This is a genomic window from Agromyces sp. GXQ0307 (assembly GCF_044769845.1).
Taxonomy (GTDB): domain Bacteria; phylum Actinomycetota; class Actinomycetes; order Actinomycetales; family Microbacteriaceae; genus Agromyces.
Map to the genome: position 1 here is coordinate 361,061 of NZ_JBIZVY010000002.1, position 25,244 is coordinate 386,304.

General features: G+C 72.5%; 27 protein-coding genes. 8 read left to right on the forward strand and 19 right to left on the reverse strand.

What is annotated here, in order from left to right; all coding sequences use genetic code 11:
* Positions 1-121: 121 nt before the first annotated feature.
* From ACIQH8_RS07075 to recQ, 3 genes are all read right to left on the reverse strand, one after another.
* A complete protein-coding gene (locus ACIQH8_RS07075) occupies positions 122-556 on the reverse strand; it encodes a hypothetical protein (RefSeq protein ID WP_400996454.1) in 435 nt (144 codons plus the stop codon).
* 41 nt (positions 557-597) lie between these two features.
* The gene (locus tag ACIQH8_RS07080) at positions 598-1,002 is read right to left on the reverse strand and encodes a hypothetical protein (protein WP_400996456.1); all 405 of its coding nucleotides are present in this window, start codon (positions 1,000-1,002) and stop codon (positions 598-600) included.
* Between the two features lie 104 nt (positions 1,003-1,106).
* Positions 1,107-3,128: a DNA helicase RecQ gene (gene recQ / locus ACIQH8_RS07085; RefSeq protein ID WP_400996458.1), complete on the reverse strand. Its 2,022-nt coding sequence runs from the start codon at positions 3,126-3,128 to the stop codon at positions 1,107-1,109.
* Between the two features lie 140 nt (positions 3,129-3,268).
* Between recQ and ACIQH8_RS07090 the strand changes: the two genes are divergently transcribed.
* Complete coding sequence (locus ACIQH8_RS07090) at positions 3,269-3,970, forward strand: SDR family NAD(P)-dependent oxidoreductase (RefSeq protein WP_400996460.1); 702 nt, start codon at positions 3,269-3,271, stop codon at positions 3,968-3,970.
* Between the two features lie 35 nt (positions 3,971-4,005).
* Here the strand turns inward: ACIQH8_RS07090 and ACIQH8_RS07095 are convergent, their stop codons facing one another.
* The 4 genes from ACIQH8_RS07095 to ACIQH8_RS07110 form a co-directional block, all read right to left on the reverse strand.
* The gene (locus ACIQH8_RS07095) at positions 4,006-4,692 is read right to left on the reverse strand and encodes a copper resistance protein CopC (RefSeq protein WP_400996462.1); all 687 of its coding nucleotides are present in this window, start codon (positions 4,690-4,692) and stop codon (positions 4,006-4,008) included.
* The gene (locus tag ACIQH8_RS07100; protein ID WP_400996465.1) at positions 4,689-5,426 is read right to left on the reverse strand and encodes a YcnI family protein; all 738 of its coding nucleotides are present in this window, start codon (positions 5,424-5,426) and stop codon (positions 4,689-4,691) included. Before ACIQH8_RS07100 ends, ACIQH8_RS07095 begins: the two co-directional genes overlap by 4 nt.
* A gap of 100 nt (positions 5,427-5,526) precedes the next feature.
* The gene (locus ACIQH8_RS07105) at positions 5,527-6,144 is read right to left on the reverse strand and encodes a hypothetical protein (RefSeq protein ID WP_400996467.1); all 618 of its coding nucleotides are present in this window, start codon (positions 6,142-6,144) and stop codon (positions 5,527-5,529) included.
* A gap of 81 nt (positions 6,145-6,225) precedes the next feature.
* Entirely contained in the window at positions 6,226-8,229 is a 2,004-nt protein-coding gene (locus ACIQH8_RS07110) for a bifunctional metallophosphatase/5'-nucleotidase (RefSeq protein ID WP_400996469.1), read from the reverse strand.
* Positions 8,230-8,473: 244 nt separating this feature from the next.
* Here ACIQH8_RS07110 and ACIQH8_RS07115 point away from each other — a divergent pair, with 244 nt between their 5' ends.
* Complete coding sequence (locus ACIQH8_RS07115; protein WP_400996472.1) at positions 8,474-9,448, forward strand: EamA family transporter; 975 nt, start codon at positions 8,474-8,476, stop codon at positions 9,446-9,448.
* Positions 9,449-9,499: 51 nt separating this feature from the next.
* On the opposite strand, the gene ACIQH8_RS07120 is transcribed toward ACIQH8_RS07115, so the two are convergent.
* From ACIQH8_RS07120 to ACIQH8_RS07140, 5 genes are all read right to left on the reverse strand, one after another.
* On the reverse strand, positions 9,500-12,121 hold the full coding sequence (locus ACIQH8_RS07120) for a DEAD/DEAH box helicase (protein WP_400997883.1): 2,622 nt from the start codon (positions 12,119-12,121) through the stop codon (positions 9,500-9,502).
* Between the two features lie 350 nt (positions 12,122-12,471).
* The gene (locus tag ACIQH8_RS07125; protein ID WP_400996475.1) at positions 12,472-12,978 is read right to left on the reverse strand and encodes a gluconokinase; all 507 of its coding nucleotides are present in this window, start codon (positions 12,976-12,978) and stop codon (positions 12,472-12,474) included.
* Positions 12,979-13,004: 26 nt separating this feature from the next.
* The gene (locus ACIQH8_RS07130; protein WP_400996478.1) at positions 13,005-13,781 is read right to left on the reverse strand and encodes a DUF1353 domain-containing protein; all 777 of its coding nucleotides are present in this window, start codon (positions 13,779-13,781) and stop codon (positions 13,005-13,007) included.
* A 107-nt stretch (positions 13,782-13,888) separates the two neighbouring features.
* Positions 13,889-14,809, reverse strand: a complete 921-nt coding sequence (locus ACIQH8_RS07135; protein ID WP_400996481.1) for an AEC family transporter — start codon at positions 14,807-14,809, stop codon at positions 13,889-13,891.
* A gap of 73 nt (positions 14,810-14,882) precedes the next feature.
* Positions 14,883-15,872, reverse strand: coding sequence for an aldo/keto reductase (locus ACIQH8_RS07140; RefSeq protein ID WP_400996483.1), 990 nt, complete (start codon positions 15,870-15,872; stop codon positions 14,883-14,885).
* A gap of 62 nt (positions 15,873-15,934) precedes the next feature.
* Between ACIQH8_RS07140 and ACIQH8_RS07145 the strand changes: the two genes are divergently transcribed.
* Complete coding sequence (locus ACIQH8_RS07145; protein ID WP_400996485.1) at positions 15,935-17,890, forward strand: BCCT family transporter; 1,956 nt, start codon at positions 15,935-15,937, stop codon at positions 17,888-17,890.
* A gap of 23 nt (positions 17,891-17,913) precedes the next feature.
* Here ACIQH8_RS07145 and ACIQH8_RS07150 read toward each other — a convergent pair whose 3' ends face one another.
* The 4 genes from ACIQH8_RS07150 to ACIQH8_RS07165 form a co-directional block, all read right to left on the reverse strand.
* The gene (locus ACIQH8_RS07150) at positions 17,914-18,771 is read right to left on the reverse strand and encodes a PhzF family phenazine biosynthesis protein (RefSeq protein WP_400996487.1); all 858 of its coding nucleotides are present in this window, start codon (positions 18,769-18,771) and stop codon (positions 17,914-17,916) included.
* A 165-nt stretch (positions 18,772-18,936) separates the two neighbouring features.
* Complete coding sequence (locus tag ACIQH8_RS07155) at positions 18,937-19,389, reverse strand: VOC family protein (RefSeq protein ID WP_400996489.1); 453 nt, start codon at positions 19,387-19,389, stop codon at positions 18,937-18,939.
* A gap of 48 nt (positions 19,390-19,437) precedes the next feature.
* Positions 19,438-19,923: an SRPBCC family protein gene (locus ACIQH8_RS07160; protein ID WP_400996492.1), complete on the reverse strand. Its 486-nt coding sequence runs from the start codon at positions 19,921-19,923 to the stop codon at positions 19,438-19,440.
* A complete protein-coding gene (locus ACIQH8_RS07165; protein WP_400996494.1) occupies positions 19,920-20,294 on the reverse strand; it encodes an ArsR/SmtB family transcription factor in 375 nt (124 codons plus the stop codon). Before ACIQH8_RS07165 ends, ACIQH8_RS07160 begins: the two co-directional genes overlap by 4 nt.
* A gap of 146 nt (positions 20,295-20,440) precedes the next feature.
* Between ACIQH8_RS07165 and ACIQH8_RS07170 the strand changes: the two genes are divergently transcribed.
* Complete coding sequence (locus ACIQH8_RS07170; RefSeq protein ID WP_400996496.1) at positions 20,441-20,869, forward strand: VOC family protein; 429 nt, start codon at positions 20,441-20,443, stop codon at positions 20,867-20,869.
* A 103-nt stretch (positions 20,870-20,972) separates the two neighbouring features.
* Here the strand turns inward: ACIQH8_RS07170 and ACIQH8_RS07175 are convergent, their stop codons facing one another.
* Positions 20,973-21,176 (reverse strand): cold-shock protein, encoded by a 204-nt coding sequence (locus ACIQH8_RS07175; RefSeq protein ID WP_400996499.1) that lies wholly within the window; start codon positions 21,174-21,176, stop codon positions 20,973-20,975.
* Between the two features lie 330 nt (positions 21,177-21,506).
* On the opposite strand from ACIQH8_RS07175, the gene ACIQH8_RS07180 reads away from it, so the two are divergent.
* Genes ACIQH8_RS07180 through ACIQH8_RS07190 form a run of 3 tightly spaced genes read left to right on the forward strand, consistent with a single transcriptional unit; the run spans position 21,507 to position 23,195 of the window.
* Positions 21,507-22,316: a sulfite exporter TauE/SafE family protein gene (locus ACIQH8_RS07180; protein WP_400996502.1), complete on the forward strand. Its 810-nt coding sequence runs from the start codon at positions 21,507-21,509 to the stop codon at positions 22,314-22,316.
* Positions 22,313-22,639, forward strand: coding sequence for a DUF2510 domain-containing protein (locus tag ACIQH8_RS07185; protein WP_400996504.1), 327 nt, complete (start codon positions 22,313-22,315; stop codon positions 22,637-22,639). The genes ACIQH8_RS07180 and ACIQH8_RS07185 overlap by 4 nt, the downstream gene beginning before the upstream one ends.
* 25 nt (positions 22,640-22,664) lie before the next feature.
* Complete coding sequence (locus tag ACIQH8_RS07190) at positions 22,665-23,195, forward strand: GNAT family N-acetyltransferase (protein ID WP_400996506.1); 531 nt, start codon at positions 22,665-22,667, stop codon at positions 23,193-23,195.
* Between the two features lie 25 nt (positions 23,196-23,220).
* Here the strand turns inward: ACIQH8_RS07190 and ACIQH8_RS07195 are convergent, their stop codons facing one another.
* Both ACIQH8_RS07195 and ACIQH8_RS07200 read right to left on the reverse strand, forming a co-directional pair.
* Positions 23,221-24,498 carry an RNA polymerase sigma factor gene (locus tag ACIQH8_RS07195; protein ID WP_400996509.1) on the reverse strand — a complete coding sequence of 426 codons (1,278 nt, stop codon included), beginning with the start codon at positions 24,496-24,498 and terminating at the stop codon, positions 23,221-23,223.
* A complete protein-coding gene (locus tag ACIQH8_RS07200; RefSeq protein ID WP_400996512.1) occupies positions 24,495-24,872 on the reverse strand; it encodes a YciI family protein in 378 nt (125 codons plus the stop codon). The genes ACIQH8_RS07195 and ACIQH8_RS07200 overlap by 4 nt, the downstream gene beginning before the upstream one ends.
* Positions 24,873-25,063: 191 nt before the next feature.
* Here ACIQH8_RS07200 and ACIQH8_RS07205 point away from each other — a divergent pair, with 191 nt between their 5' ends.
* Positions 25,064-25,237 (forward strand): CsbD family protein, encoded by a 174-nt coding sequence (locus ACIQH8_RS07205; protein ID WP_400996514.1) that lies wholly within the window; start codon positions 25,064-25,066, stop codon positions 25,235-25,237.
* Positions 25,238-25,244: the final 7 nt, after the last annotated feature.

Genomic DNA, 25,244 nt, shown 5'->3' on the forward strand with positions numbered 1-25,244 from the left:
GAGCACGTCGGAAGTGCGTTCGACGCCTACAAAGGCCGGTTCGCGGCATCCGAGCGCAGTTGGGGAACCCTACAAACCGACCGCTGTTCGCTCTTGGATCATCGACAACGATCCGGTGGGTTCACGGTTCGGAGGGCTGATCCGGCGCCAGACCACGGAAGAATCGGGTCGACTCGCCCGACCAGAGCAGGAGCAGGATCGCGACCGCGATGAGGGCGCTCACGATCTCGTTCACCGCGCTCGTCGGGTTCGCGATCGCGGCACTGACCGAGGCGATGATCGAGAACACCTCGATCACCGTGATCGCGATGCGCGCCACGGTGTTGCCGCGCATGAGCCCGAACGCGACGATGGCGGCGATCGCACCGAGCAGGAGCGAGACCGAGCCCATGATCGCCCAGGTGGTGCGCGTCGCGGCGTCGTCGCCCCCGATGGTCGCGAGCGTCAGCAGGAAGAACCCCGCCACCAGGTCGAGTGCGGCGTTCACCCAGACGAGCGCGCCCACCACCGTCACGGCCGCGGGTCGGCGGACCCCCTCGATGCGCTGTCCGCTCATGAGTCCTCCTCGTTTCGTCCCTCAGTCGTCGTGGTCGGTCGTCAGCGTGTGAAGAAGGCGCTGGCCTTCGGCGTCCAGAGCAGGATCACGACGAGGGCGGAGACGGCCAGGCCGATCCACTCGCCGACCGGGATCCCGAGGTAGGCGACCGCGAGGAACAGCGAGCCGATGATCGAGATGACCTGGAGCACCGTCACGATGAGGCGTGCGGGCTGACTGCCCCGGAGCAGGCCCCCCGCGAGGACCGCGGTGATCAAGCCGACGATGATCGACGCGATCGCGGCCGTGATGAGAGGCCCCGTGCCCCCGAACCCGTCGACGACCTCGGGCACGGCGAGGAGGAAGAAGAGAACCACCCCGGAGACCATGTCGATCGCCCCGGCGATGAACGCCAGAACCCCGATGATCGTGATCGTGACCGGTCGGCTTCCCTGTGCTGTGGACATGCGCTCCCCCGAATCCGCGCCGCCGCCGTGACGGCTCCTGGCCCGATGCTAGCGACGGCGGTACCGCGAATGCGAGGATCGGCGGTCACATGTCGCGACGCGACTCAGCCGCCGTGCTCGGCGACGACCCGGACGAGGGCCTCGCCGTACGCGTCGAGCTTCTTGGCGCCGATGCCCGAGATGCCGTCGAGGTCGCCGACGCCCGATGGGCGCCGGACTGCGACCGCGCGGAGCGTGGCGTCGCCGAACACGATGTACGCGGGAACCCCCTGCTCGCGCGCCTCCGACGCTCGCCAGGCGCGCAGCGCCTCGAACAGCTCCGCGTCGCGCGGCTCCAGGTCGGCTGCGGCGGGGGCGGCGGCGCGCCCCGATCTCGACGAGCGCACCGGACGCTCGGGCTCGGTGCGGAAGGAGACCTGCCGCGCGCCCGAGAGCACGGCGGCCGAGGCATCCGTCAGCGTCAGCACGCCGTACTCGCCGACCGATTGGAGGAGGCCCTGCGCGAGCAGCTGCCGGACGACCCCCCGCCACTGCGCCTCGGAGAGGTCCTCGCCGATCCCCCACGTCGAGAGCGAGTCGTGGCCGTACTGCTCGACGCGCGCCGTGCGCTTGCCCCGCAGGATGTCGACGAGGTGGCCGGCGCCGTACCGTTGCCCGCGTTCCCGCTGGAGTCGGACGATCGTCGACATGAGCTTCTGCGAAGCGACCGTGCCGTCCCACGAGGCCGGAGGCTCGAGGCAGGTGTCGCAGTTGCCGCAGGGCGCGCTCTGCTCGCCGAAGTACGCGAGGAGGTTCTGTCGACGGCACTGCACCGTCTCGCAGAGCGCGAGCATCGCGTCGAGATGCGACGCCAGCCGGCGCCGGTGCGCGAGGTCGCCGGGGCTCTCGTCGATCATCCGGCGCTGCTGGACGACGTCCTGCAGTCCGTACGCCAGCCACGTGGTCGACGGCAGGCCGTCGCGGCCGGCACGACCGGTCTCCTGGTAGTAGCCCTCGACCGACTTCGGCAGGTCGACGTGCGCGACGAACCGGACGTCGGGCTTGTCGATGCCCATGCCGAAGGCGATCGTGGCGACCACGACCACGCCGTCGTCACGGAGGAACCGCTCCTGCGTGCGGCGGCGCGTCTCCGCGTCGAGGCCGGCGTGGTAGGGCATCGCGTCGACGCCGTTCGCGGCGAGGAACGCGGCGAACTTCTCGGTGCTCGCGCGGGAGAGCGCGTACACGATGCCGGCCACCGGGTGACCGTCGGCGTCGCGCCCCTCGGTGCGGACGAAGTCGAGCAACTGCCGCCGCACGTCGAGCTTCGGTGCGATGCGGTACTGGATGTTCGGCCGGTCGAAGCTCGAGACGAAGTGCCGCGCGTCGCCGAGCGACAGTCGCGTCGTGATCTCGCGATGGGTCGCCTCGGTCGCCGTCGCGGTGAGCGCGAGGCGCGGCACCTCGGGCCAGCGCTCGGCGAGCTCGGCGAGGGCCAGGTAGTCGGGGCGGAAGTCGTGCCCCCACTGGGCGACGCAGTGCGCCTCGTCGATCGCGAACAATGCGATCGTGCCCCGCTCGAGGAAGCGCTTCGTCTGCTCCGACCCGAGTCGCTCGGGAGCGACGTAGAGCAGATCGAGTTCACCGGAGAGGTAGGCGCGCTCGACCGTGGCCCGTTCGGCCGGCGACTGCGACGAGTTCAGGTAGCCCGCCCGCACGCCGTTGCGCACGAGGGCGTCGACCTGGTCGTGCATGAGCGCGATGAGCGGCGAGACGACGATGCCGGTGCCCTCGCGCAGCAATGCCGGCACCTGGTAGCAGAGGCTCTTGCCGCCGCCCGTGGGCATCAGCACCACCGCATCGCCGCCCGCGGCGACGTGTTCGATGATCGCCGCCTGCTCCCCGCGGAACCCGTCGTAGCCGTAGACGGTGCGGAGGGCATCGAGCGCCGAGTCGAAACGGGCCGGCGCGGCCGCCGCGACGGCCGCCCGCGTCATCCGCTCGCCGTCGACCGGACGACCGACCGCGTCGGCGGGCGGCGGGGGCGCCCACTCGTCGTCGGGGGGCGCGAGCTCGTCGGGGTCCCACGGGACCTCGTCGGCCCACGGGGGTGCACCGGCGGGTTCGGGGTGCTCGCTCCAGGTCACCCGTCGACCCTACCCGGCCGTTCCGACAGGCCCCACGGGCGTCGCACGTCCCCCGACCGACCGGCGACGGGGAGGACGAGTGCGGTGCGAATCCGCTGTGAACCCCGGATGCGCGAGCCCGGTCGACCTAGGCTCGCGACATGACCGGCATCGAGCAGGCGCGCATCCTCGTGGTCGGGGCCACCGGTGCGCTGGGAACGCTGATCGCCGAACGTCTCGCGGGTCGCGGAGCCCGCCTCGCCCTGCACGGCCGCGACGCGGCGCGACTCGCCGACCACCCGGCCGGCGGAACTCCCATCCCGAAGGACCTCACCGATGCCGACGCCCCGGAGACCGTCGTCGAACGAGCGATCGACGCGCTCGGAGGCCTCGACGCCATCGTCGTCGCCGCCGGCGTCGTCGGGTTCGACGGCGTGGCCGAAACCGCCGCGCACGATCTCGAGACCATGTTCACCGTGAACGCCCTCGCGCCGATGCGCCTCATCTCCGTGGCCCTGCCGAGCCTGCAACGGTCGGCGGCCGATGGACACGAGCCGGTCGTCCTCACGATCTCGGGGATCGTCTCGGAACTCCCCACGGCCGGACTGGCGAGCTACTCGGCATCGAAGGCGGCCCTGGCCGCGTACGTCGCGGCCGCCGGGCGGGAACTCCGGCGCAGCGGCATCCGGCTCGTCGACGCCCGGCCCGGCCACACCGAGACCGGGCTCGCAGAACGCCCGCTCTTCGGCACGGCCCCGCGGTTCCCGCACGGACACGATCCCGCAGCCGTCGCCGACCGGCTCGTGCGTGCCATCCATGACGGCTCGACGTCACTGCCGCCCGACGCGTTCGCGGGCGCCTGAGCGGCACCGACCCGCGCCGGACGGCAGCGCAGGCGTCAGTCGCGGGGCTCCGGACCGCCGGTGGACCCCGGCCCGTCGGCGGGATCGTCCGGGTCGCCCGGCGACGTGGCGCCGTCGGCGGCCGCGCCGCCCGACGTGCGGCGGACGAACAGGAACGCGACCGCGGCGGCGACGGCGACGGCCAGGACCCCGGCGCCGATCCAGACGAGGTCCTGAGCGGCACCGGTCGAGGCGGCGCCGGCCCCCTCCTCCGCGTCGCCGCCCTCTGCCGTGCCCGTGGCCTCGGCGCACGGCGACTCGTCGGCTCCCCCGCCCGTGGGCTCGCCCGCGGCGGGCGACCACTCGAAGTCGAAGTCGCCCGAGATCGGGTGCCCGTCGGCCGAGACGACCCGCCAGACCACCGTGTACTCCCCCGGCTCGCCGAGTTCGGCCGCGACGCTCGCGACCGGCCCGTCGACCGTGGCGCACTGCGTCGCGTAGTGGCGGCCGTCGGGACCGACGACGTCCATGGCCGCGGCGCCCTCCGCGTCGAGCAGTGCGTCGTTCGTCTCGAGCCAGACGACGCCCGGCTGCTCCGTGACCGGCTCCTCGCCGTCGGGCGAGATCGCGACGACCGTGTTGTGGGCGAATGCGGGCACGGCCGGCCCGGCCACCGCGGCCAGGGCGGCGAACGCCGCCCCGGCCACGGCCAGCCGCATGTTCCGGCGCGACACGGTCGTCACGCCGTCTTCCCGCGACGAGCGAGGATCGCGACGGTCAGGCCGGCGGCGCCGACCGCGAGGCCGGCGATGCCGAGCAGCCGGCCGACGACGTCGACCGATCCCTGCGTCGCCGCGGTCTCCTCGGCCTCGTGCGCGTCGGCGTGGTCGTCCGTCGCCGCCTCCGCATCGGCATCGCCGTGGCCGTGCGCGTCGCCGGCGGCCTCGGTCACCTCGATCGCCGGAGCCGGCAGCTCGGGCTCCGCGCCGTCGGCGCCCGACTGGCTCCAGTCGTTCTCGCCCTCGACGCACGACTGCAGCACGGGGAACTCGAGTCGCTCGCCCTCCGCATCCTCGGGCAGCAGGACCTGGACCTGGAAGGTCTCGCGGTACCCGTCGGGCTGCGGCGTCGCGGCGGTGTAGACGACCTGGCCGACGCGTTCGGCGACCACGTCGCCGTGGGCGCCCTCGACGGGCTCGTCGAGCTCGACCATGACCTTCTCGACGTCCCAGCCGGGCTTCAACGTCGGGGTCACGGACAGGATCGACTCGGGGATCTCGACCGCGTACGACGTGGTCGGCGAGCCGTCGCATCCGTGGCCGGAGGCGAACTCGAGCACGGCGTACGAGCCCGCTGCGGTCGAGCTCGGGGTGACGACGACGTGCGCCTGCGCCGCGACGGGTGCGGCGAGGGCGAGCAGGGTGCCGGCGCCGAGGGCGGTCGCGGCGGCGGCGGTGGTGCGGGTGATGGATCGCATCGGTGTTCTTCTTCTCCAAGTGGGGTGCGCGGACGCGCCGCCGGGTTCGGCGGCAGTGGTTCGGCGCGTCCGCGCGAACGGATTCGGGAGTCGTGACCGCTCAGGCGGCCGCGACCACCGTCGGCGGCCCACGGTGCCGCAGGGAGGAGAGGAGGAGGGTTCCGAGTCGGGTCGGACCGTCGCGTCGGGAGACGGGCGGGCGGGCGTCGCCGCGCCGGAGCACCGGAACCCCGTCGACGGCGGCGACGAGCAGGCGGATGCCGCGCCGGAGCGCGCCGCCGACCGCGGCGACCGCGGCCGCGGACCGGCCCAGCACCACGAGGAACGCGACGGTGAGCGCGGCGGCGGCGACGTGCGCCACGGGCATGGCCGCGTGGCCGTGGTCGACGGCCACGAACGCGTCGAGCGGGATGGTGCCGCCCGCGTGCAGCGAATGCGCGTCGACGGATGGCGCGGCGCTGCCGGCTCCGACCGCGCCCACCGAGTAGAGCAGGTGCAAGGCGGCCTGGGCGACGAGCGCGGCGACGGAGGCGCGCAGCAGCGGCATCCGGCCCCCGACGAGGAGCATCGCGACCGGCACGGAGAATGCGAAGGCCAGGGCGAGCGCGACCGGCCCCGGCGGCGTGCCGCCACCCACCGTGTGGGCGAGGGATGCGGCGAACACCGCGAACGCGGCGATGGCCGCGCCGCGCGCCGCGCGTGCACCCCGGGAAGTCACCCGACCAGCCTAACCGGCCGGCGCAGACGGGAACGGCCCCGGGCGATGCCCGGGGCCGTTCGCCGCTCGAGGCGACTCAGCTCACAGCGGAAGGGTGAACGAGCTCGTCGTGCCGGTCGGCGTCGTGATCACGAAGCGCGAATCCGCGGTCGCTCCCGCGGGGATCGCGAACGTGACCGACGCGCGGCCGATCTCGTCGAACGTCGCCGGGGTCGGGAACGACGGGTCGACCGCAACAGTCGCGACGTCGACGCCCTCGAACGAGACGGTCACGGTGCCCGCCTTCGGCTCGGTGGTGCTGAAGTCGAGCGACGAGAGGTCGACCGTGGCCTGACCGCCCGCGACGCTCACGACGTCGACGCCGACCGCGCGCTGGGCGTAGTCGGGCGACACGGTGCCGAACGTCTCGAAGTAGTCGACCATGGCCTCGAGGTCGATCTTGCCGCTGTCGGCCTTGTTCGCGCCGTCGCGGAAGGTGACGAAGTTGTCACCGCCCGAGGCCAGGAACGAGTTGGCACCGACCGAGTACGTCGCCGCCGGGTCGAGCGCCACGCCGTCGAGGAAGATTTCGGTGATGCGGGATCCCTGCGCGGCGGTCGGGTCGTACGTGTACGTCAGGCCCTCGTTGACGCCGAGCTTCAGGAAGGGCCGCGAGGCACCGGCGGGCTGCCACTGCTCCTCGAGGATCGCCTTGACCTGGGCGCCGGTGAGGTCGAGCGTGACGAGCGTGTTCGCGAACGACTGCACGTTCGCGACCTCGCGGTAGGTCGTCTCGCCGGAGTCGATGTCGGCGCGGAGGCCGCCCGGGTTCATGAACGTGATGTCCACGTCGCGCGTCCCGTCGGCTTCGAGAGCCCAGAGCTGCACGTCCGCCACGAGGTTGCCGAGGGTCGACTCGCCTCCGCGGTTCTCGACCAGCGCGGGCATGCCGTTCACGACGCCAGGGCGCTGCGCCCGGTTCAGCGCGGCCGACGTGTCGCCGATCACCACGCTGCCGAGTTCGTTCGCGATCTCGGTGGCCTCGGTGACGATCGGCACGATCTCGGGGTCGGGCTCGTAGAGCCACGCCGTCACGTTGTTGTTCGCGTCGAACGCGGTCGCCATCGTGTAGAGGGTGTTCTCCATCTTGGTGATGGACTTCGTCGCGCGGTCGTAGCTGATCTCCATGTTGCTGAAGCGCTCGCCGTACTGGCCGCTCGAGATGACGGGGCGACCGTCGATCACGTGGTTGTACGGCAGGTGCGTGTGGCCCGAGACGATCGCGTCGATGTTGTCGTTCGCGTTCAGGACGATGTCGCCGAACCGGCTGTTCGGGTCGGTCGCCGACTCGATGCTGGTCGTGGCCGCACCCTCGTGGACGAGCATGATGACGATGTCGGCCTCGCCGTTGCCCTTCTTGCCGTCGCTGAGCTGGTCGGCGACGCGGTTCGCGGCCTCGACGGGGCTGCCGACGGTGATGTCCTCGATTCCGGACGGGCTCACGAGCGACGGGAGCTCGTCGGTGACGGCCCCGACGAAGCCGATGGTCACGCCCTGGAACTTCGCGGTCCAGTACTCCGGCAGCGCCACCTCGCCGGTGGCCTTGTCGTAGATGTTCGCGCCGAGGTACTCGAAGTCGGCGAGCGGCATCACGCGGTCGGTGAGGTCGGCGAAGCCCTTGTCGAACTCGTGGTTGCCCACCGAGCTGACGTCGAGGCCCGCGGCGTTGAGGGCCTCGATCGTGGGCACGTCGTCCTGGATGAAGGAGGTGAACGTCGATGCGCCGATCATGTCTCCGGCCGCGGCGAACACCGTGTTCGAGTTCTGCGCCCGGAAGTGGTCGACGGCGCTCGCGAGCCTCGCGATGCCGGCGGCGGTGCCCGCCTGCTCGATGCGACCGTGGAAGTCGTTGATGGTGAAGAGGTTGATGTCGACCGAGCGGGCCTCCTGGCCCTTGGGCGACGGCGCGGCCTGTGCGGACAGTGCACCGCCGAGGGCGAGTGCGAGCACTGTGGCGCCGGCGACCGCGCCGGCGGCCGCGCGCCGACGAGTGCGCGTGGCGGACGTGGCGCGGCTCCGAGCCGCACCGGGGGAACGTTGCTGCATTGCGTGATCTCCTCTGCAAGGGACGGATGCGGGAGACCGGCCGTTGCGCTCCCCCGGCGTCGCACGTGTCCGCCCCGGGTTCGGGCGGGCACTGCTTCGACCATATGGCGGGCCCTGCGCGGAGGGAAGGGACTTGACCCACTCGTCATGCCGCGTTCAACGATTCGGCCGATTTTGCTCGGATGAGCAGCCGTGCGTGCTCAGATGAGCAGCGCGTCGGCGGTCGCCCCTAGGCTTGACGACGATGCTCACCGCGGTCCTCTCGCTCTCCGGCGCGATCGTCTACGGCGCGGCGGACTTTCTCGGCGGGCTCGCCGCACGGCGTCTCGGCGCGCTCCTCGCCACAGCCGTCGCGTCGGTCGCGGGCCTCGTCGCGATGCTCGCCGCGCTGCCCGTGCTCGGCGGCACCTGGACCTCCGCCGACCTCGGCTGGGGCGCACTCTCCGGCGTGATCGGCGCCGTGGCGATCGCGCTGCTCTACGCGTGCCTCGCGATCGGTCCGATGAGCATCCTCTCGCCGCTCACCGCGCTGATGTCGGCGATCACGCCGATGCTCTGGGGCACGCTCGTCGGTGCCGAGCGATTCGGTCCGCTCGGCGTGTGGGGCATCGGCGTCGCCCTCGTCGCGGTCGTCCTCGTCGGCTTCGTGCCCGAGCGCGGCGCGGTCAGGCCGAGCCCACGCGGACTGCTGCTCGCGATCGGTTCGGGCCTCGCGATCGGCGGGTACTACATCGCGATCTCCCATACGGCGGATGCCTCGGGCGTCGTGCCGCTCGTCGCGAACCGCGTCGTCTCGGCCACCCTGCTGTTCGCCGCATTCGGCGTCGTCGCCGTCTCCGCCGCGCTGCGGACCCGCTCCGCGGTGCTCGCGCCGAGCCCCGCTCGATCGGGCCCGGCACCGGATGACATGACGTCGGCCGATCACGTCACGACGACGGACGCGTCGGCGCCATCGACGACCGGAGCGACCCGCGGCACCGCACTGCGGGCGGCCGTCGCGCTCGCACTCGCCTGCGGCGTCGTGGACGCCACGGCGAACGTGCTCCTGCTCCTCGGCATCCGCGCGGGCGACCTCGCCGTGGCCGCCGTGCTCGGTGCGATGTACCCGGCGGGCACGATCCTGCTCGCGGCGATCGTGCTGCGTGAGCGCATCGCGCCGGTGCAATGGGCCGGGCTGGCGCTCGCACTCGCCGCGGCGGGGATGCTCGCCCTCGCGTGACCGCGTGCGACCGAGTGCGGCCCGTCCGTTCGGCGCACTGACGCGCGCGCGTCAGAGCCGGACGACCTCGCTGATCCGCACGACGGCGGTGCCCTCCTCGGCCGACGCCTCCAGGTCGACCTCGCCGCGGATACGCCAGTCGTGGTGGCCCGCGGGGTCGTCGATCACCTGCTCGACGCGCCAGGTGCCGGCCGCGGCATCCGTCTCGTCGATGGTGACGAGCCGCGGCGAACGCGCAGGCCCGCCGGTGAGGATGTCGTCGTGCTCGTCGTAGTACCGGTCGAGCACGTCGGGCCAGCCGACGTCGGGGTCGAGCTCGGCGAGCTCCTCGTCGCGCTCGAGCGCGGCGAGCTGCACGCGGCGGAAGAGCTCGTTGCGCACGAGCACCGTGAACGCGCGGCGGTTCGTGACGACCGACGGCGGCGCGGGCGGCACGACGGGCGCCTCGTCCTCGGGCAGGTGCGAACTCGGGTCGACCAGCTCGGCCCACTCGTCGACGAGGCTCGAGTCGACCTGGCGCACGAGCTCGCCGAGCCACTCGATGAGGTCGAGCAGCTCCTCGTCCTTGTGCTCGTCGGGCACGGTCTGGCGGATCGCCCGGAACGCGTCGGAGAGGTACCGGAGCACGAGCCCCTCGCTGCGTTGGAGCTGGTAGAACGACACGTACTCGCCGAACGACATCGACCGCTCGAACATGTCGCGCACGACCGCCTTCGGGCTGAGCTCGAAGTCGCGCACCCACGGCTGGCTCGATGCGAACGTCTCGAACGCGTGCGCGAGCAGCTCGTCGAGGGGCTTCGGCCAGGTGACCTCCTCGAGCAGCGCCATCCGCTCGTCGTACTCGATGCCGTCGCGCTTCATCGCCGCGACCGCCTCGCCGCGGGCCTTGTACTGCTGCTGCGACAGGATCGGCCGCGGGTCGTCGAGCGTCGACTCGATGATCGAGACCACGTCGAGCGAGTAGTGGCCGGTGCCCTGCTCGCTCGTCGTCGGGTCGAGCAGCTCGATCGCGGCGAGCGCGAACGGCGACAGCGGCTGGTTCAGCGCGAAGTTCGGCTGCAGGTCGACCGTGAGCCGCAGCTCGACGCCGAGGCCGCCGCCCGCCGCGCTCGTATCCGCCGACCCTCGCGAGGGGGTCGTTTCGCGCCCGCCGGATGGCTCGGTGCCGGCGCCGGCGTCGCGATTCGACCCCGTAGCGGTGGCGGCGGGGGTGGCGGCGGCCGGGAGGATCTCGACGACGTCGGCGTCGCGCAGCGTGCGGAGGATCCCGAGCGCGCGGCGCGCGAGCTCGTACTGCCGGGCGCGCGACTCGTGGTTGTCGAAGACGAGCGACCGGATGCCGCGGGGCACGTCGCCGCCGCGGCCGATGACGTTGATCAGCATCGCGGCCGTGAGCGTCAGCTGCGGCTCGAGCGGCTCGGGCTCCGCGGCGACGAGGCGCTCGAACGAGCCCTCGCCCCACGTCACGAACCCCGCCTGCGGCTTCTTGCGGACGATCTTCTTCAGCTTCTTCGGGTCGTCGCCCGCCTTGCGGATCGCGGTCTCGTTCTCGATCTCGTGATCGGGCGCGAGGACGACGACCGTTCCGGCGGTGTCGTAGCCCGCCCGGCCCGCGCGCCCCGCGATCTGGTGGAACTCGCGCGCGGAGAGCTGACGCATCCGCTGCCCGTCGTACTTCGAGAGCGCCGTGATGAGCACCGAGCGGATCGGCACGTTGATGCCGACGCCGAGCGTGTCGGTGCCGCAGATGACGCGCAGCAGGCCGCGTTGCGCGAGCGTCTCGACGAGGCGGCGGTAGCGCGGCAGCATGCCCGCGTGGTGCACGCCGATGCCCGCGCGCACGAGACGCGAGAGGATCTTGCCGAACCCGGTCGTGAACCGGAACCCGCCGATCGCCTCGGCGATCTCGTCGCGCTGCTCGCGGCTCACGACGCGGATCGATGAGAGCGCCTGCGCGCGCTCCATCGCGGCGGCCTGCGAGAAGTGCACGATGTACACGGGCGCCTGATTCGTCGCGAGGAGGTCCTCGACGGTCTCCTGCACCGGCGTCTTCGCGTACGAGAAGTGCAGCGGCACCGGGCGCTCGACGCCCGTGACGCGAGCGGTGTCGCGGCCGGTGCGACGCGAGAGGTCGTCGGCGATGTCCGTCACGTCGCCGAGCGTCGCCGACATGAGCACGAACTGCGCGTGGGGCAGGGTGATGAGCGGCACCTGCCACGCCCACCCGCGGTCGGGGTCGCCGTAGTAGTGGAACTCGTCCATGACGACCTGGTCGACCGCGGCATCCGCGCCCTGCCGGAGGGCCAGGTTCGCGAGGATCTCGGCCGTGCAGCAGATGATCGGGGCGTCCGCGTTCACCGAGCTGTCGCCGGTGACCATGCCGACGTTCGCGGCGCCGAAGATCTCGACGAGCTGGAAGAACTTCTCGCTCACGAGCGCCTTGATCGGCGCGGTGTAGTAGGTGCGTCCCCACGGCCGGCCCGCGTCGCGGTCGGCGGCGGTGCGGGCGACGGATGCCGCGTGCGCGGCGACCGCGACGAGCGACTTGCCCGTACCCGTGGGCGTCGACAGGATCACGTTCGCGCCGGAGACGAGCTCGATGACCGCCTCGTCCTGAGCGGGGTAGAGCGCGAAACCGCGGCCCTCCGCCCACTCGACGAACGCGTCGTACATGGCATCGGCATCGTACGGGCGCGGGGCGGCGTCGAGCAGGGTGGGGGTCACCCGTTCGAGTCTGCCGTATGCGAGGCGGTCGCGCGGCGCTCGCGGGCGTACGGGCTCGTGCGCGCGATCCCCGACGCCGTGCGGCGGCGCCTCCCCCGCGGCGCCGGCCGCACGGCCGGATCAGGGGGGAGCCGGCCCGCGCCGCCCGTTCGGGTCGGGCTCGGCGCGGCCGGCTCTCCGGTCGGCGCCGAGGAGACAGTTCCCCCTGCATGTCCGCGGTGCGCGACCGAGGTCAACGCTACGGATGCCGCGGGGCCCGGGCATCAGGGGTAGCCCTGAAGCCCGGGCCGACGGCGGGATCACGGCGCCGTGTCGACTCCGGCGGCGTCCGCATCGCCGGCCAACGACCGCGCGGCGGCGTCGACCACGTCGGCGATGGCACGGTCGGCGTCCACGACGACGGCCGGTTCGTCGGCGGCGGGAGGTTCGAGCGTCGCCAGCTGCGATGCCAGGAGCGTCGCCGGCATGAAGTGTCCGGCGCGCGCGCCCACGCGTTCGGCGAGCTCGCCCTCGGAGAGGTCGAGGTGCACGAACCGGGTCGCCGGCGCGGACCGGAGGATCCGGTCGCGGTAGGTGCGCCGGAGCGCGGAGCAGGCGACGACGATGCCCGGATCGGCGGACGCGGCGAGCACCTCGCCCACCCGATCGAGCCAGGGCCGGCGATCGTCGTCGTCGAGGGGCCTGCCGGCCCGCATCTTCTCGACGTTCGAACCCGGGTGGAGGTCGTCGCCGTCGACGAAGGGCACGCCGAGCCGCTCGGCGAGCCGCTCGCCCACCGTCGACTTCCCCGATGCGGAGACGCCCATCACGACGATGGGACCGGGTCCGTGGTTCACGGGGCCTCGCCGCCGGGGCTGCGCGTTCCGCGGCCGTCCGGATCCGGCAACGCCGTCGGTCGCACGACCGACCGCACGTCTCCGCCGGCGAGGAGCTCGACGATCGCCTCGACGAACCGGAACACGCCGACGGCGAGCAGCTGCACGAGCAGCACCGGCCCGAGGAGCGCGAGCGGATACGTCAGCGCGATCACGAGCCGGGCGAGCGTGCCCCACAGGAGCGCGGCGAGCGCGGGCACGACCGCGAGGAGCAGCCACGCGGGATGCGCCGCGACGGCGAGCACGACTGCGGCGACGACGACGGCGACGCCGAGCGCGACCTGGCCGAGCAGGAGCCAGCCGCGCCATCCGGCGTACGTGCGCTCGCGGTCGGCCGAGACCCACGCCCACATGAGCCGGGCGCGGAGCACCGGCACGCCCTGCTCGCGGAGCGCGCGATGGAAGACGTCGTCGTCCTCGCGGCGCTGGGCGAGCGCGGCGGCGGGATCGTCGAGCGCGGCGGCGGCGAGGGACTGCGCGTCGTGCAGGATCGCCGGGGCGGACTGCCGGCCGTAGCTCGCGATCAGCCCCCAGAGCGGCGTCGGCACCGACGCGAGGTCGGTGATGCCGGCGGGCGGCGGCGCCTCGCCCGCAGCCGGAGCACGGTAGCGGCGGCCGGTCGGCTCGTCGACGTAGACGACGGGCGCGCGCAGCGCGAACCGGTAGCCGTCGGCCGGCCGCTGGGCGAGCGGCAGCTCGTCGAGCGGTGCGCCGCCATCGCGCAGGAAGGGCATTCGGGTCTCCTCGCCTCGGTGCGTTGCACCATCCTGCCGCCTCCGACCGTCACGGGGGAACCGGCCGGGTCGATGCAGGGCGCGGCGCATGCCGCGTCGCGAGCCGATCAGCCGAGCAGCGCCGAGACGAGCAGCAGCACCGGCACCGAGCCGACGGTGGTGACGAACACGGTGTCGCGGGCCACCACCTCGGCCGTCTCGTAGCGCTGCGCGAAGTTGAACACGTTCTGCGCGGTCGGCAACGCCGCGAGCACCGTGACCGCGTAGAGCTCGCGCCCCTCGAGGCCGAACGCGAACGCGCCAAGCGCCCACGCGATCGCGGGCATCACGGCGAGCTTGAGGGTCGCCGCGAGCACGACGTCGTGGAGGCCCGTGCCCGGCTCGAGCAGGCGCGTCCCGTGCAGCGACAACCCGTACGCGATGAGCATGAGCGGCACCGCCGCCTGCCCGATGAGGTGGATCGGGTCCTGGATGATCGGCGGCAGCTCGAGGCCCGACACCGAGACGGCGACGCCGAGGAGCGAGCCGATGATGATCGGGTTCGTGAAGGTCGTCCGCACGATGCTGCCGACCGACGTGCGGCCCTGGACAGTCGCGCCGAGCACCGCGAGCGCGATCGGCGCGAAGAGGAGCAGCTGCAGCAGCACGATGGGCGCCGAGTAGGCGGCGTTGCCGAGCAGGTACAGCGCGATCGGGATGCCGATGTTGTTGCCGTTCACGTACCCGCTCGCGAGTGCCCCGATCGTGGTCCGGGCGACGCCGCGCCGGAGGACGAGCATCGAGATCGCGCCGAACACGAGCATCACCGAGACGGCGGCGATCGCCGAGACCGGCAGCAACGCCGAGAAGAGCGCGCGCACGTCGGCGGTCGACAGCACCGAGAACAGCAGGAACGGCGAGAGCACGCTGAAGTTCAGTCGCGCGAGCACCGGTCTCGCGTTCGGGCCGAGCACGCCGGTGCGGCCGGCGATCCAGCCGACGAACACGGCGAGCGCGATGACCGCGAACCCGGTGAGGATGTCGATCACGCGTCACCGCCGGCCGGCGGGGCGGGAGCGCCCGACGGGGATCGGCCTCGATCCGCGACGGGGCTCCGCCCGGTCACCACCGGTGGTGGACCGAGGCGCGGATGTCGCGGTCGTACAGGTCGCGGACGGCCGCGTCGAACGACTCGGGCAGCTCGAGCGACCCCGCGGCCGCGTTCGCGCGGGCCTGATCGGGGTTCCGTGCGCCGGGGATCACGGTCGAGACGCCGTCCTGTCGAGCGACCCAGGCGAGCGCGACCTGGGCCGGCGTGGCATCCGGCGCCGCCTGCGTCGCCAGCGCCGAGAACTCGGATGCCGCGCGCACGCCGGTCGCGTAGTCGACGCCCGAGAACGTCTCGCCCACGTCGAAGGACTCGCCGTGCCGGTTGTACGAGCGGTGGTCGTTCGCCGCGAACTCGGTGTCGAGCGTGTACCGGCCGGAGAGCAGGCCGCTCGCGAGCGGCACGCGCGCGATGATGCCGACGCCGTACTGCGTCGCGACCGGCAGCACCTCCTCGACGGGCTTCAGCCGGAACGCGTTCAGGATGATCTGGACGGTGGCGACGTTCGGTCGCGCGATCGCGGCGAGCGCCTCGTCGACCTTCTCGACGCTGACGCCGTATGCGGCGATGGCGCCCTCGTCGACGAGCGTGTCGAGCGCGTCGTATACGGCGTCGTCGGAGTAGACGGAGGTGGGCGGGCAGTGCAGCTGGACGAGGTCCAGCGTGTCGACGCCGAGGTTGCGGCGGGACCGGTCGGTCCAGGCGCGGAAGTTGTCCAGGACGTAGTTGCCGTGCTCCTGCGGCATCCGTCGCCCCATCTTCGTCGCGACCGTGACACCGGCGTCGGGGTTCGCCGCGAGCCATCGGCCGATCAGCGACTCGGAGCGGCCGTCGCCGTAGACGTCGGCCGTGTCGAAAACGGTGACGCCGACCTCGTGCGACGCGTCGAGCACCGCGAGCGCGTCGGCCTCGTCGACCTCGCCCCAGTCGGCGCCCAGCTGCCAGGTGCCGAGTCCGATGACCGAGACGGTGCGGCCGGTGCGGCCGAGGGTTCGGGTCTGCATGCGTGCTCCTCCTCGACGGATGTCCCCGACCGAGCCTAGCCCCGGGGCGTATCGTGGCGGGCATGGACGGGACGCCGACGACCCAGCCCGACGACCGTGAGGGCCGGCGACGGCCCCGGATCCCGAAGACGAGCATCGAACGATGGGTGTTCTGGCCTGCGGCGGCCGTGGTCTTCGCCTTCAGCGGATTCGCGCTGCTCGCGCCACGGCTCGCCGAGGCGTTCTTCGGTGCGATCCAGGCGTCGATCGTGAACGCGTTCAACTGGTACTACGTGCTCATCGCCGCGTTCTTCGTCGCGTTCAGCCTCTTCGTCGGCTTCAGCCGGTACGGCGACATCCGGCTCGGCGAGGACGACGACAAGCCCGAGTTCTCGCTCGGGGCCTGGTTCTCGCTGCTGTTCGCGGCCGGCATGGGCATCGGCCTCGTGTTCTACGGCGCGAGCGAGCCGCTCAGCCACTTCGTCTCGCCGCGGCCGGGAGTCACGGGCACTCCCGAGCAGCTCGCATCGTCGGCACTCAGCCAGACCTACCTGCACTGGGGCATCCACGCCTGGTCGATCTACGTGGTGGTCGGGCTCGGCCTCGCGTACGCCATCCACCGGCGCAAGCGACCGATCTCGATCCGGTGGACGCTCGAGCCGCTCCTCGGCAGGCGCGTGCGCGGCGCCTGGGGCAACGTGATCGACGTCGTGGCCCTCGCGGGCACGCTGTTCGGCGTCGCGACCTCGCTCGGCCTCGGCGTACTGCAGATCAGCGCCGGCCTCGATGCCGCCGGCATCGCCGAGCCGAACGAGGCGACGCAGGTCGTCATCATCCTGGTGATCACGGTGCTCGTGCTCGCCTCGGTGCTCTCGGGCGTGACGCGCGGCATGAAGTGGCTCTCCTCGACGAACCTCGTGCTCGCCGGCATCCTCGTGCTCTACCTGCTCGTGTTCGGGCAGACGGAGTTCCTCCTGCGCGAGTTCGTGCAGTCGATCGGCACCTACATCCAGAACTTCATCGGCCTGTCGTTCAACGTCAGCGCGTTCCAGGGTGCCGCGGGCGAGGCCTGGCAGGCGTCGTGGACGTCGTTCTACTGGGGCTGGTGGATCTCGTGGGCGCCCTTCGTCGGCATCTTCATCGCGCGCATCTCGCGCGGCCGGACGGTGCGGGAGTTCGTCGCGGGCGTGATCATCGTGCCGACCCTGATCGGCATCCTCTGGTTCAGCGTGCTCGGCGGTTCCGCGCTCTACCTCGAGCTCACCGACCCGGGCAGCCTCGTCGGCGCCGACGGCGAGGTCGACATCGAGGGCACGCTCTTCGCGCTGCTCGACTACTTCCCCGGCTCGACGGTGCTCACCTTCGGCGTCATCCTGCTCATCACGATCTTCTTCGTGACCTCGTCGGATTCCGGCGCGCTGGTGATGGGCATGCTCGCGACCGGCGGTCAGATCAATCCACGCAAGTGGGTGCGCACGTTCTTCACGCTGATCACGGCGCTCCTGTCGATCTCCCTGCTGCTCGCCGGCGGGCTGCGCGCACTGCAGACGGCGGCGATCATCATCGCCCTGCCGTTCAGCGTCGTGATGCTCATGATCTGCTGGTCGACGATCATCGCGTTCAGTCGCGAACGGCGGGCGTACGAGCTCGCGCGGCGAGCGCAATTCGTCGACCAGATCGGCGAGTACTACGGGCTCGAGGTCGAGGCGCCGCTCGAGGCGGGAGCGATCGGCCGCGGCCCGAGGTGGATGCGGCAGCTCCAGCGCCGGTTCGGCCTGAGGCAGGATCAGCCGACCGTGCCGATCCAGAAGGTGCCCGGGGCCGAACCGCCCCTGCGCCCCGTGCTCACGCACGTCGACGGCGAACTCGTGCTGAGGCATCCGTCGCAGCGGGCCATGGACACGCTCAACGCGGAGTCGACCGGGGTGCCGACCGACGACGTGGACGGCATCGTCGACCACGACCCGCGCGCCCGCGGCGACGTCGCGGAGGTCCCGGACCGGACCACGGACGACGACGGGCGCGACCCACTGCACTGAGCCGTCAGCCGAGCGCTCCGACGTCAGCCGATCGGCACCGCCGGCCCGCTCACGACGATGCCGCCCATGGCCGGGACGTCGACGACGAGCTCGCTCGGACGCCCGACGTGCCGGCCCTGCGAGATCACGACGCGCGCCGGCGGCGCGACGGCGCCGAGTTCGCGCAGGTACCCGCCGACCGCGGCCGCAGCGGCGCCGGTCGCCGGGTCCTCGACGATCGTGCCGACGGGGAAGATGTTGCGGGCCTCGAAGCGGAGTCCGCCGTCCTCGGCGTCGGCCAGCCGGTGCAGGACGGTGATCGTCGCCGGCCAGCGGTGCTCGTCCATGAGCGCTCGGGCGCGCGCCGGGTCGAACGTGAACGCGTCGAACGCCGCGGCATCGGCGACGACCAGGACGGGGTGGCGGTTGCCGGCGAACGCGATCCGGGGCGGATGACGTTCGTCGAGCGCGTCGGCGTCGAGCCCGACGAGGTCGAGCAACTCGGCGAGGACCTCCGACGGCATGGGCTCGAGGCCGGGCTCGACGCTCGTGAACGAGGCGACCATGCGACCGTCGACCTCGGCGGTCTCCATGGCCACCTCGCCGACGGGGGTGGCGAAGCGGATGCGGCCCGGCCCCTCGCGTTCGGCGATCGCGACGGCGGTGGCGACGGTCGCGTGCCCGCAGAAGGGCACCTCGGCGACCGGCGAGAAGTAGCGGATGTCGCGCACCGCGCCGTCGCCGCCGGTCACGAACGCCGTCTCGGCGTAGCCGACCTCGCCTGCGACGGCCAGCATCGCGGCGTCGTCGAGCCCGGCGGCGTCGAGCACGATCCCGGCGGGGTTGCCTCCGCGGGGGTCGGTCGTGAAGGCGGCGTAGCGGAGGACATCGGGTGGGGTCATGCCTCCATGCTCGCGCGGAGGCCGCCGATCCGTCGCGGTCCGATTCCCGACCGGTGGCCTGCACGCCGGCCGCTGCGATCTGACGCGAACCGCTCGACGATGGCGTTCGTCGGGCGGTTCGCGTCATCTCGCTCGGCGCGGTCGGCTCACGTCGGCGCGGTCGGCTCACGTCGGGCCGTCGGCGCCCTGCTCGTCGCCGAATCGACCGCGGGCCTCGACGGGGATGAGCGGCCGCTCGCCGCGTGCCCGGATCTGCTGCACGGCCCACGTGTTGCCGTCGGGATCGGCGAACCCGAAGAAGGTTCCGCCGTCTCGGGGGTCGATGACCTGCACCGGGCTCGCGTCGACCCCGCGGGCGACGAGTTCGGCGCGCGCCGCCTCGGCGTCGGCGACGACGAGCTGCACGCCCTTCAGCGAGCCGGGTGCCATCTCGTTCTGCGCCGGCAACGTGCCGATGACGATCGAGCAGCCGGAGCCGGTCGGGGTGAGCTGCGCGAAGCGGTGCTCGCCGGCGTGCGTGTCGTGGTCGAGCGCGAAGCCGACCCGGTCGCGGTAGAACTCGATCGCGCGATCGATGTCGGCGACGGGGACGACGACGACCTCGAGGGTCCAGTCCATGGTGTCGCTCCTCTCTTCGGTTGCCGGGCGGTCGACGGATGCCGCGGCTCAGCCGGCCAGCAGTGCGTCGAGTCGCTCGTACCCCTCGGTGACGCCCTTCGCCATGCCGTGCTCGACCATGGCGTCGCGGGCCTCGAGGCTCGGGTAGACGGCGTGGCCGCGGAGGCGCGTGCGGCCGTCGCCCAGGTCTTCGAAGGTCATCGACTCGATGCTGACGACATCGGGCGCGCCCTCGAACTCTAAGGTCTGCACGGCGAACTCGTTCTCGCGGACGGAGTGGAACGTGCCGTTGAACGCCCAGCGGCCGCCGTCGGGATCGACGTGCACGTAGCGGTACCCGCCCTGCGGCCGGAAGTCCCACCGCTCGATCTGCATGTCGTAGCCGTTCGGGCCGAGCCACTGCCTGACCTTCTCGGGGTCGCGGTGCGCGTCGTAGACGGCCGCGACGGGTGCGTCGAACACGCGCTCGATGTCGACGTAGGGCAGGCCCTCGGGGGCCTCGATGGTGACCGGGTTGGTGATCTCGGTGGTCATGGTGTCAGTCCTTGTTCGGCGGATGCCGCGGCGTCGCCGCCGTCGGCGGAGGTGAGCAGTGCGTCGAGGCGACGGAATCGCTGCTCGTGGATGAGGCGGTAGCGGTCGATCCACTCGGTGAGCGTCTCGAGCGCGGCCGCGTCGAGGTGCACGGGGCGACGCTGCGCGTCGCGGCTCCGGGTGACGAGTCCGGCGGACTCGAGGACCTGGATGTGCTTCGACACCGCCTGGGTGGTGATGTCGAACGGTTCGGCGAGTTCGGTCACGGTCGCCGGCCCACGGCTGAGCCGGGCGAGGATGCTGCGGCGCACCGGATCGGCCAGCGCCATGAAGGCGCGGTCGAGCCGATCGTCGGCGGCTGCGGCATCCATTATTCAACCAATCGCTTGATCAACTAGATGGTTGTTAACGTACGCCGGTCATCGCCGCGCGTCAAGGGCTCTCGCGGACGTCGGCCGCCGGGTGCATGATCGGCCTGCGGGACGGCACCGGCCCGCCCACGACGCAAGGAGACGCCATGTCCGTCACGCTCAACCCGTATCTCAGCTTCCGCGACCAGGCGCGCGAGGCGATGGAGTTCTATCAGTCCGTGCTGGGCGGCGAGCTCACCCTCAGCACCTTCGCCGACTTCGGCCAGGGCGACGAGGCGGCGGAGGCCGACAAGATCATGCACGGCCGGCTCACGGCCGGCCACCTGACGCTCATGGGCGCCGACACCCCGAACGAGATGCCCTACGAGGCGGGCACGAACTTCGCGGTCTCGCTGAGCGGCGGCCCGGAGGACGAGGAGACGCTCCGCGGGTACTGGGATGGCCTCGCCGAGGCCGGCGACGTCGTGCTGCCCCTCGAGGCGTCGCCGTGGGGCGACGCGTTCGGCATGCTGAACGACCGGTTCGGCGTGCAGTGGATGGTGAACATCGGCCAGGCCACGCCCCCCGAGGACTGACGGGCCCCGCCCGCCCGCAGACACGGGGAAACGGCGGACGCCGGGTCGGAGCATGCTCCGACCCGGCGTCCGGGAGGTACGGGCGGCTTCGCCCGCGGCGCGATCAGATCGCGCGGATGTTCTCGGCCTGGAGGCCCTTCTGGCCCTGGACCACGTCGAACTCGACGTTCTGGCCCTCCTCGAGCGAGCGGTAGCCGCTGCCCGTGATCGCGCTGAAGTGCGCGAAGACGTCGGGGCTCCCATCGGCGGGAGCGATGAAGCCGAAGCCCTTTTCGGCGTTGAACCACTTGACGGTTCCGGTTGCCATGCTGCTGTGTCCTTCGTTCGATCGGGCCGAACGGTTCGGCCCGTCACGTTCGGCCGTTCGGCCGTCCGCAGGCCCGACGGCGGATGCCGGCGGGCGGTGGTCCGAGGGGCCGGCCGTGCGTCGCACGCGCTGCCCTCGGTCTCGGGTCATGCCTGCGGAACGTGCCGCCTCCGGGCAATCGATCGTGATACGGGCGGGCGCCCGCGTATGTGGAGGAACTTCGAGCGTAGCCCATTCACCTGACGGTTCACAGGAGGCCGAGACACGTTCGTCTCACGATGGGGACCGGTCCCCGTCGGTTCGGATCGGCGCCGCCGCTAGAGTGACCGGGTGCCGACCCCCGCCCCCGAGCCCGCAGCACCCGCCCCCGCGGTGTGGCGACTCGCGCTCGTCGGAGTGGTCGGCGGCCTGCTCTCGGGCATGTTCGGCGTGGGCGGGGGCATCGTCATGGTGCCCCTCCTCATCCTGCTCGCCGGCATGGACCAGCGGCGGGCGTCGGCGACCTCGCTCGCCGCGATCGTGCCGACCGCGCTCGTGGGATCGATCGCGTACCTCGTGAACGGCCAGGTCGACCTCGTCGCCGCGGCGCTCGTCGCGGTCGGCGGCATCGCCGGCGGATGGATCGGCGCGACCCTGCTCGCGAAGCTCCCGCTCGAGTGGTTGCGATGGCTGTTCATCGCGATGCTCGTCGTGGTCGCGATCCGTCTCGCGTTCGGGTCGCCCGATCGCGCCGCCGACCCGGTCCCCCTGGAGCCCGGTCCGGCGCTCGGACTCGTCGCGCTCGGCCTCGTCGTCGGCATCGCCTCCGGTCTGTTCGGCGTCGGCGGCGGCCTCATCATGGTGCCGGCATTCATCACCGTCTTCGGCCTCGGCGACCTGATCGCGCGCGGCACCTCGCTCGTCGCGATGATCCCCACGGCCGTCAGCGGGTCGGTGAAGAACGTCCGCGGTGGTCTCGTCGACCTCCGCATCGCGCTCGTCGTCGGCGCCGCGGCCACCCTCGCGGCGCTGCCGGGGGTCGCGCTCGCATTCCTCATCCCACCCGCGCTGGGCGGATGGCTCTTCGCCGCGCTGCTCGTCGCCGCCGCCGTCCAGTTGTCCGTCCGAGCCGTCCGGGCCCGCCGCCGCGGAGCAGCGTGACCGCCGCCGACCCGGCGTCGGCCGGGTGGCATCCCGATCCGATCGAGCCGCACATCCTCAGGTACTGGGACGGCACCGGGTGGACGCCGCACACGGCATCCGGCACGGACGCCCCGGGCACCGCCCTGACGGAGCCCGCGCTGCACCTCACGGCGCGGCTGCCCGACGCGGTCGTCGAGCACACGACGCTCCCCCTGGCACCGGGCGCCGTCCACGCCGGGCGTGCGGACACCGGACGCCGCCTCGCGCTGGCCGGTGCCCTGACCGCGGCGGCCTCCCTGCTCGTCGCGTGCGCGGCGCTCGGCATCGCACTCGCCGGCTGAGTCGCGCGTGCCGGATGATCGAGGGATGAGCGACGCACCCGCCCCTCGCCTCGACGCGGACCCGCGGCATCCGTCCCTGTCGTTCCGCCGAGCGGAGGTGCGCGACCACGCCCGCGTCGTCGCGGTCATCGGCCCGTGGTGGGAGCGGCCGGGCTGGGAGCGGCTGGCCGCGCTGCTCCCGCGCCTCTTCTTCCAGCACTTCGCCGACACGTCGACGATCGTCGAGGACGAGCGGGGCGGACTCGCGGGCTTCCTGATCGGCTTCCGTTCCCAGTCGCAGCCCGAGGTGGCCTACATCCACTTCGTCGGGGTCCGCCCCGACCAGCGCCGCACCGGACTCGCGCGCACCCTCTACGAGCGCTTCTTCGAGGCGATGCGAGCGAGCGGGTGCCGCAGGGTCGACGCGATCACGGGACCGCCGAACGTGCGCTCGCAGGACTTCCACCGCGCGATGGGCTTCGAGCTCACGGGCGACACGGTCATCGACGGCGTGCCCGCGTGGCGCGACTACGACGGCCCGGGCGAGCATCGGGTCGGCTTCACTCGGCCGCTGTAGTCGCCGGCAGCGGAGCCCGATGCGATCATGGCGCCGGCTCGCCGCGCGCCTTCGCCTGGAGGTACCGGCGCTCGGTCGCGTTCAGCGCGGTGCTCGCCGCGACGGCGAACTCGGCGCGAGCCTCGTCCGGGCGTCCGGCGAGCGCGAGCAGGTGGCCCCGCACGGCGTGCACGCGGAAGTGTCCGGCGAGTGCGGGCTCGAGGGCGACCGACTCGAGGTCGCGCAGCGCGCGCTCCGACCCGTGGACCATGGCGACGGCGACCACCCGGCCCAGTTCGACCATCGGCCCGGGCCCGACGACACGCAGCAGGTCGTAGAGTCCGAGCACCTGGACCCAGTCCGTCCGGTCGGTGGACGGCGCCTCCGCGTGCACCGCGGCGATGGCGGCCTGCAACTGGAACGGGCCGGGCTCGCCGGTCGCGAGCGCCCGCTCGACGAGGCCGACGCCCTCGTCGATGAGGTCGCGCCGCCACAGCGTCCGATCCTGCTCGTCGAGCGGGACGAGCTCCGGCGGACCGCCGGGGGCCGCGATGCGCAGCCGTGCCGGACGGCGTGCCTCGGTGAGGAGCATGAGCGCCAGGAGGCCGTCGGTCTCCGCCGCCCACGACGCCCCGGGGGTCGTCGCGCCCCGCAGCATCCGGGTCAGTCGGATCGCCTCGGCGGAGAGGTCTGGTCGTGCGAGCGCGTCGCCGGAACTCGCGGTGTGGCCCTCGGTGAACATGAGATGGAGCACCTGCCGGACGGCGGCGGCGCGTTCCGGGAGCTCGGCCGGCTCCGGCAGCCGGAAGCGGGCGCCCGCGGCACGGATACGCTGCTTCGCGCGGGAGATGCGCTGTGCGACGGTGGCCTCGGGCACGAGGAGCCCCCGCGCGATCTCACCGGTCGTGAGCCCGCCGACGGCGCGGAGCGTCAACGCGAGCTGGGACGGTCGGGAGAGCACCGGGTGGCAGCAGAGCACGAACAGGGCGAGCGAATCGTCGCGAGCGGATGCCGCGGGCTCGCGCCCGTCGTCGACCGGCGCGAGCACCGCGTCGCGCTCCTCCCGCGTGCGCCGGGCGATCTCGCTGCGCACGGCGTCCACGTGCCGGCGCTGGGCGACCGCGACGAGCCAGGCGCGCGGGTGCTCCGGCACGCCGTCGCGCGGCCACTGCGTCGCGGCGGCGATCAGCGCCTCCTGCAGGGCGTCCTCGCTCGCGTCGAAGTCGCCCGTGCGCCGGACGAGGACGGCGAGCGCGGAGGGAGCCGCCGAACGCAGGATCGATTCGATGCCGCGTCCGGGCTCCCCCCGCAGGTCGGTGCTCACGCCACCGAGACGTCGGGCTCCGCGTCCTCGGCGAGGATCGGGTGGACGTGCACGCCGCCCCACGACGCCTCGGGCAGGCGCGCGGCGATCTCGACCGCGCGCCCGTGCGACTCCACGTCGACGAGGTAGTAGCCCGAGAGGAACTCCTTCGTCTCGGCGAGCGGCGCATCGGTGGCGACGCCGTCGGTCGAGTGCACGACTCGCGCCGTCTCGCGTCCGGCGAGCTGCTCGGCGTCGACGAGCTCGCCGGACGACCGCAGCTCCTGCACGAGGTCGACGTAGACCGCCATCGCCTCGACCTGCTGCTCGGGCGTGAACGACTCCCACGCGGCGCCCCACTGCGGGTTGGACTGGATGAGGATGAGGTACTTCACGGTTCGCTCCTTGCCTGGTGTGCGGGGGCGACGATCGCTCCCATCAGCATGTCGAGGCCGGGCTCGCATCCTCGACATGCGTTAGCAGAGGCATCCATCGCTGACAAGGGCTGGGTTCGGTTCCGCGACGCTCGTAACGTGGCCCTCGACGTCGCACCCGAACGCGACGCACGATCGGAAGGGGGCCCCGAATGGGCGAGTCCGACAAGATCGGCAACAAGGCCGAAGAGCTGAAGGGCAAGGCCAAGGAAGCGACCGGCAAGGCGACCGACGACGAGCGGCTCGAAGCCGAGGGTCGGGCCGACCAGGCCAAGGCCAACCTCAAGCAGGCCGGCGAGAACGTGAAGGACGCCTTCAACTCGTAACGGCTCA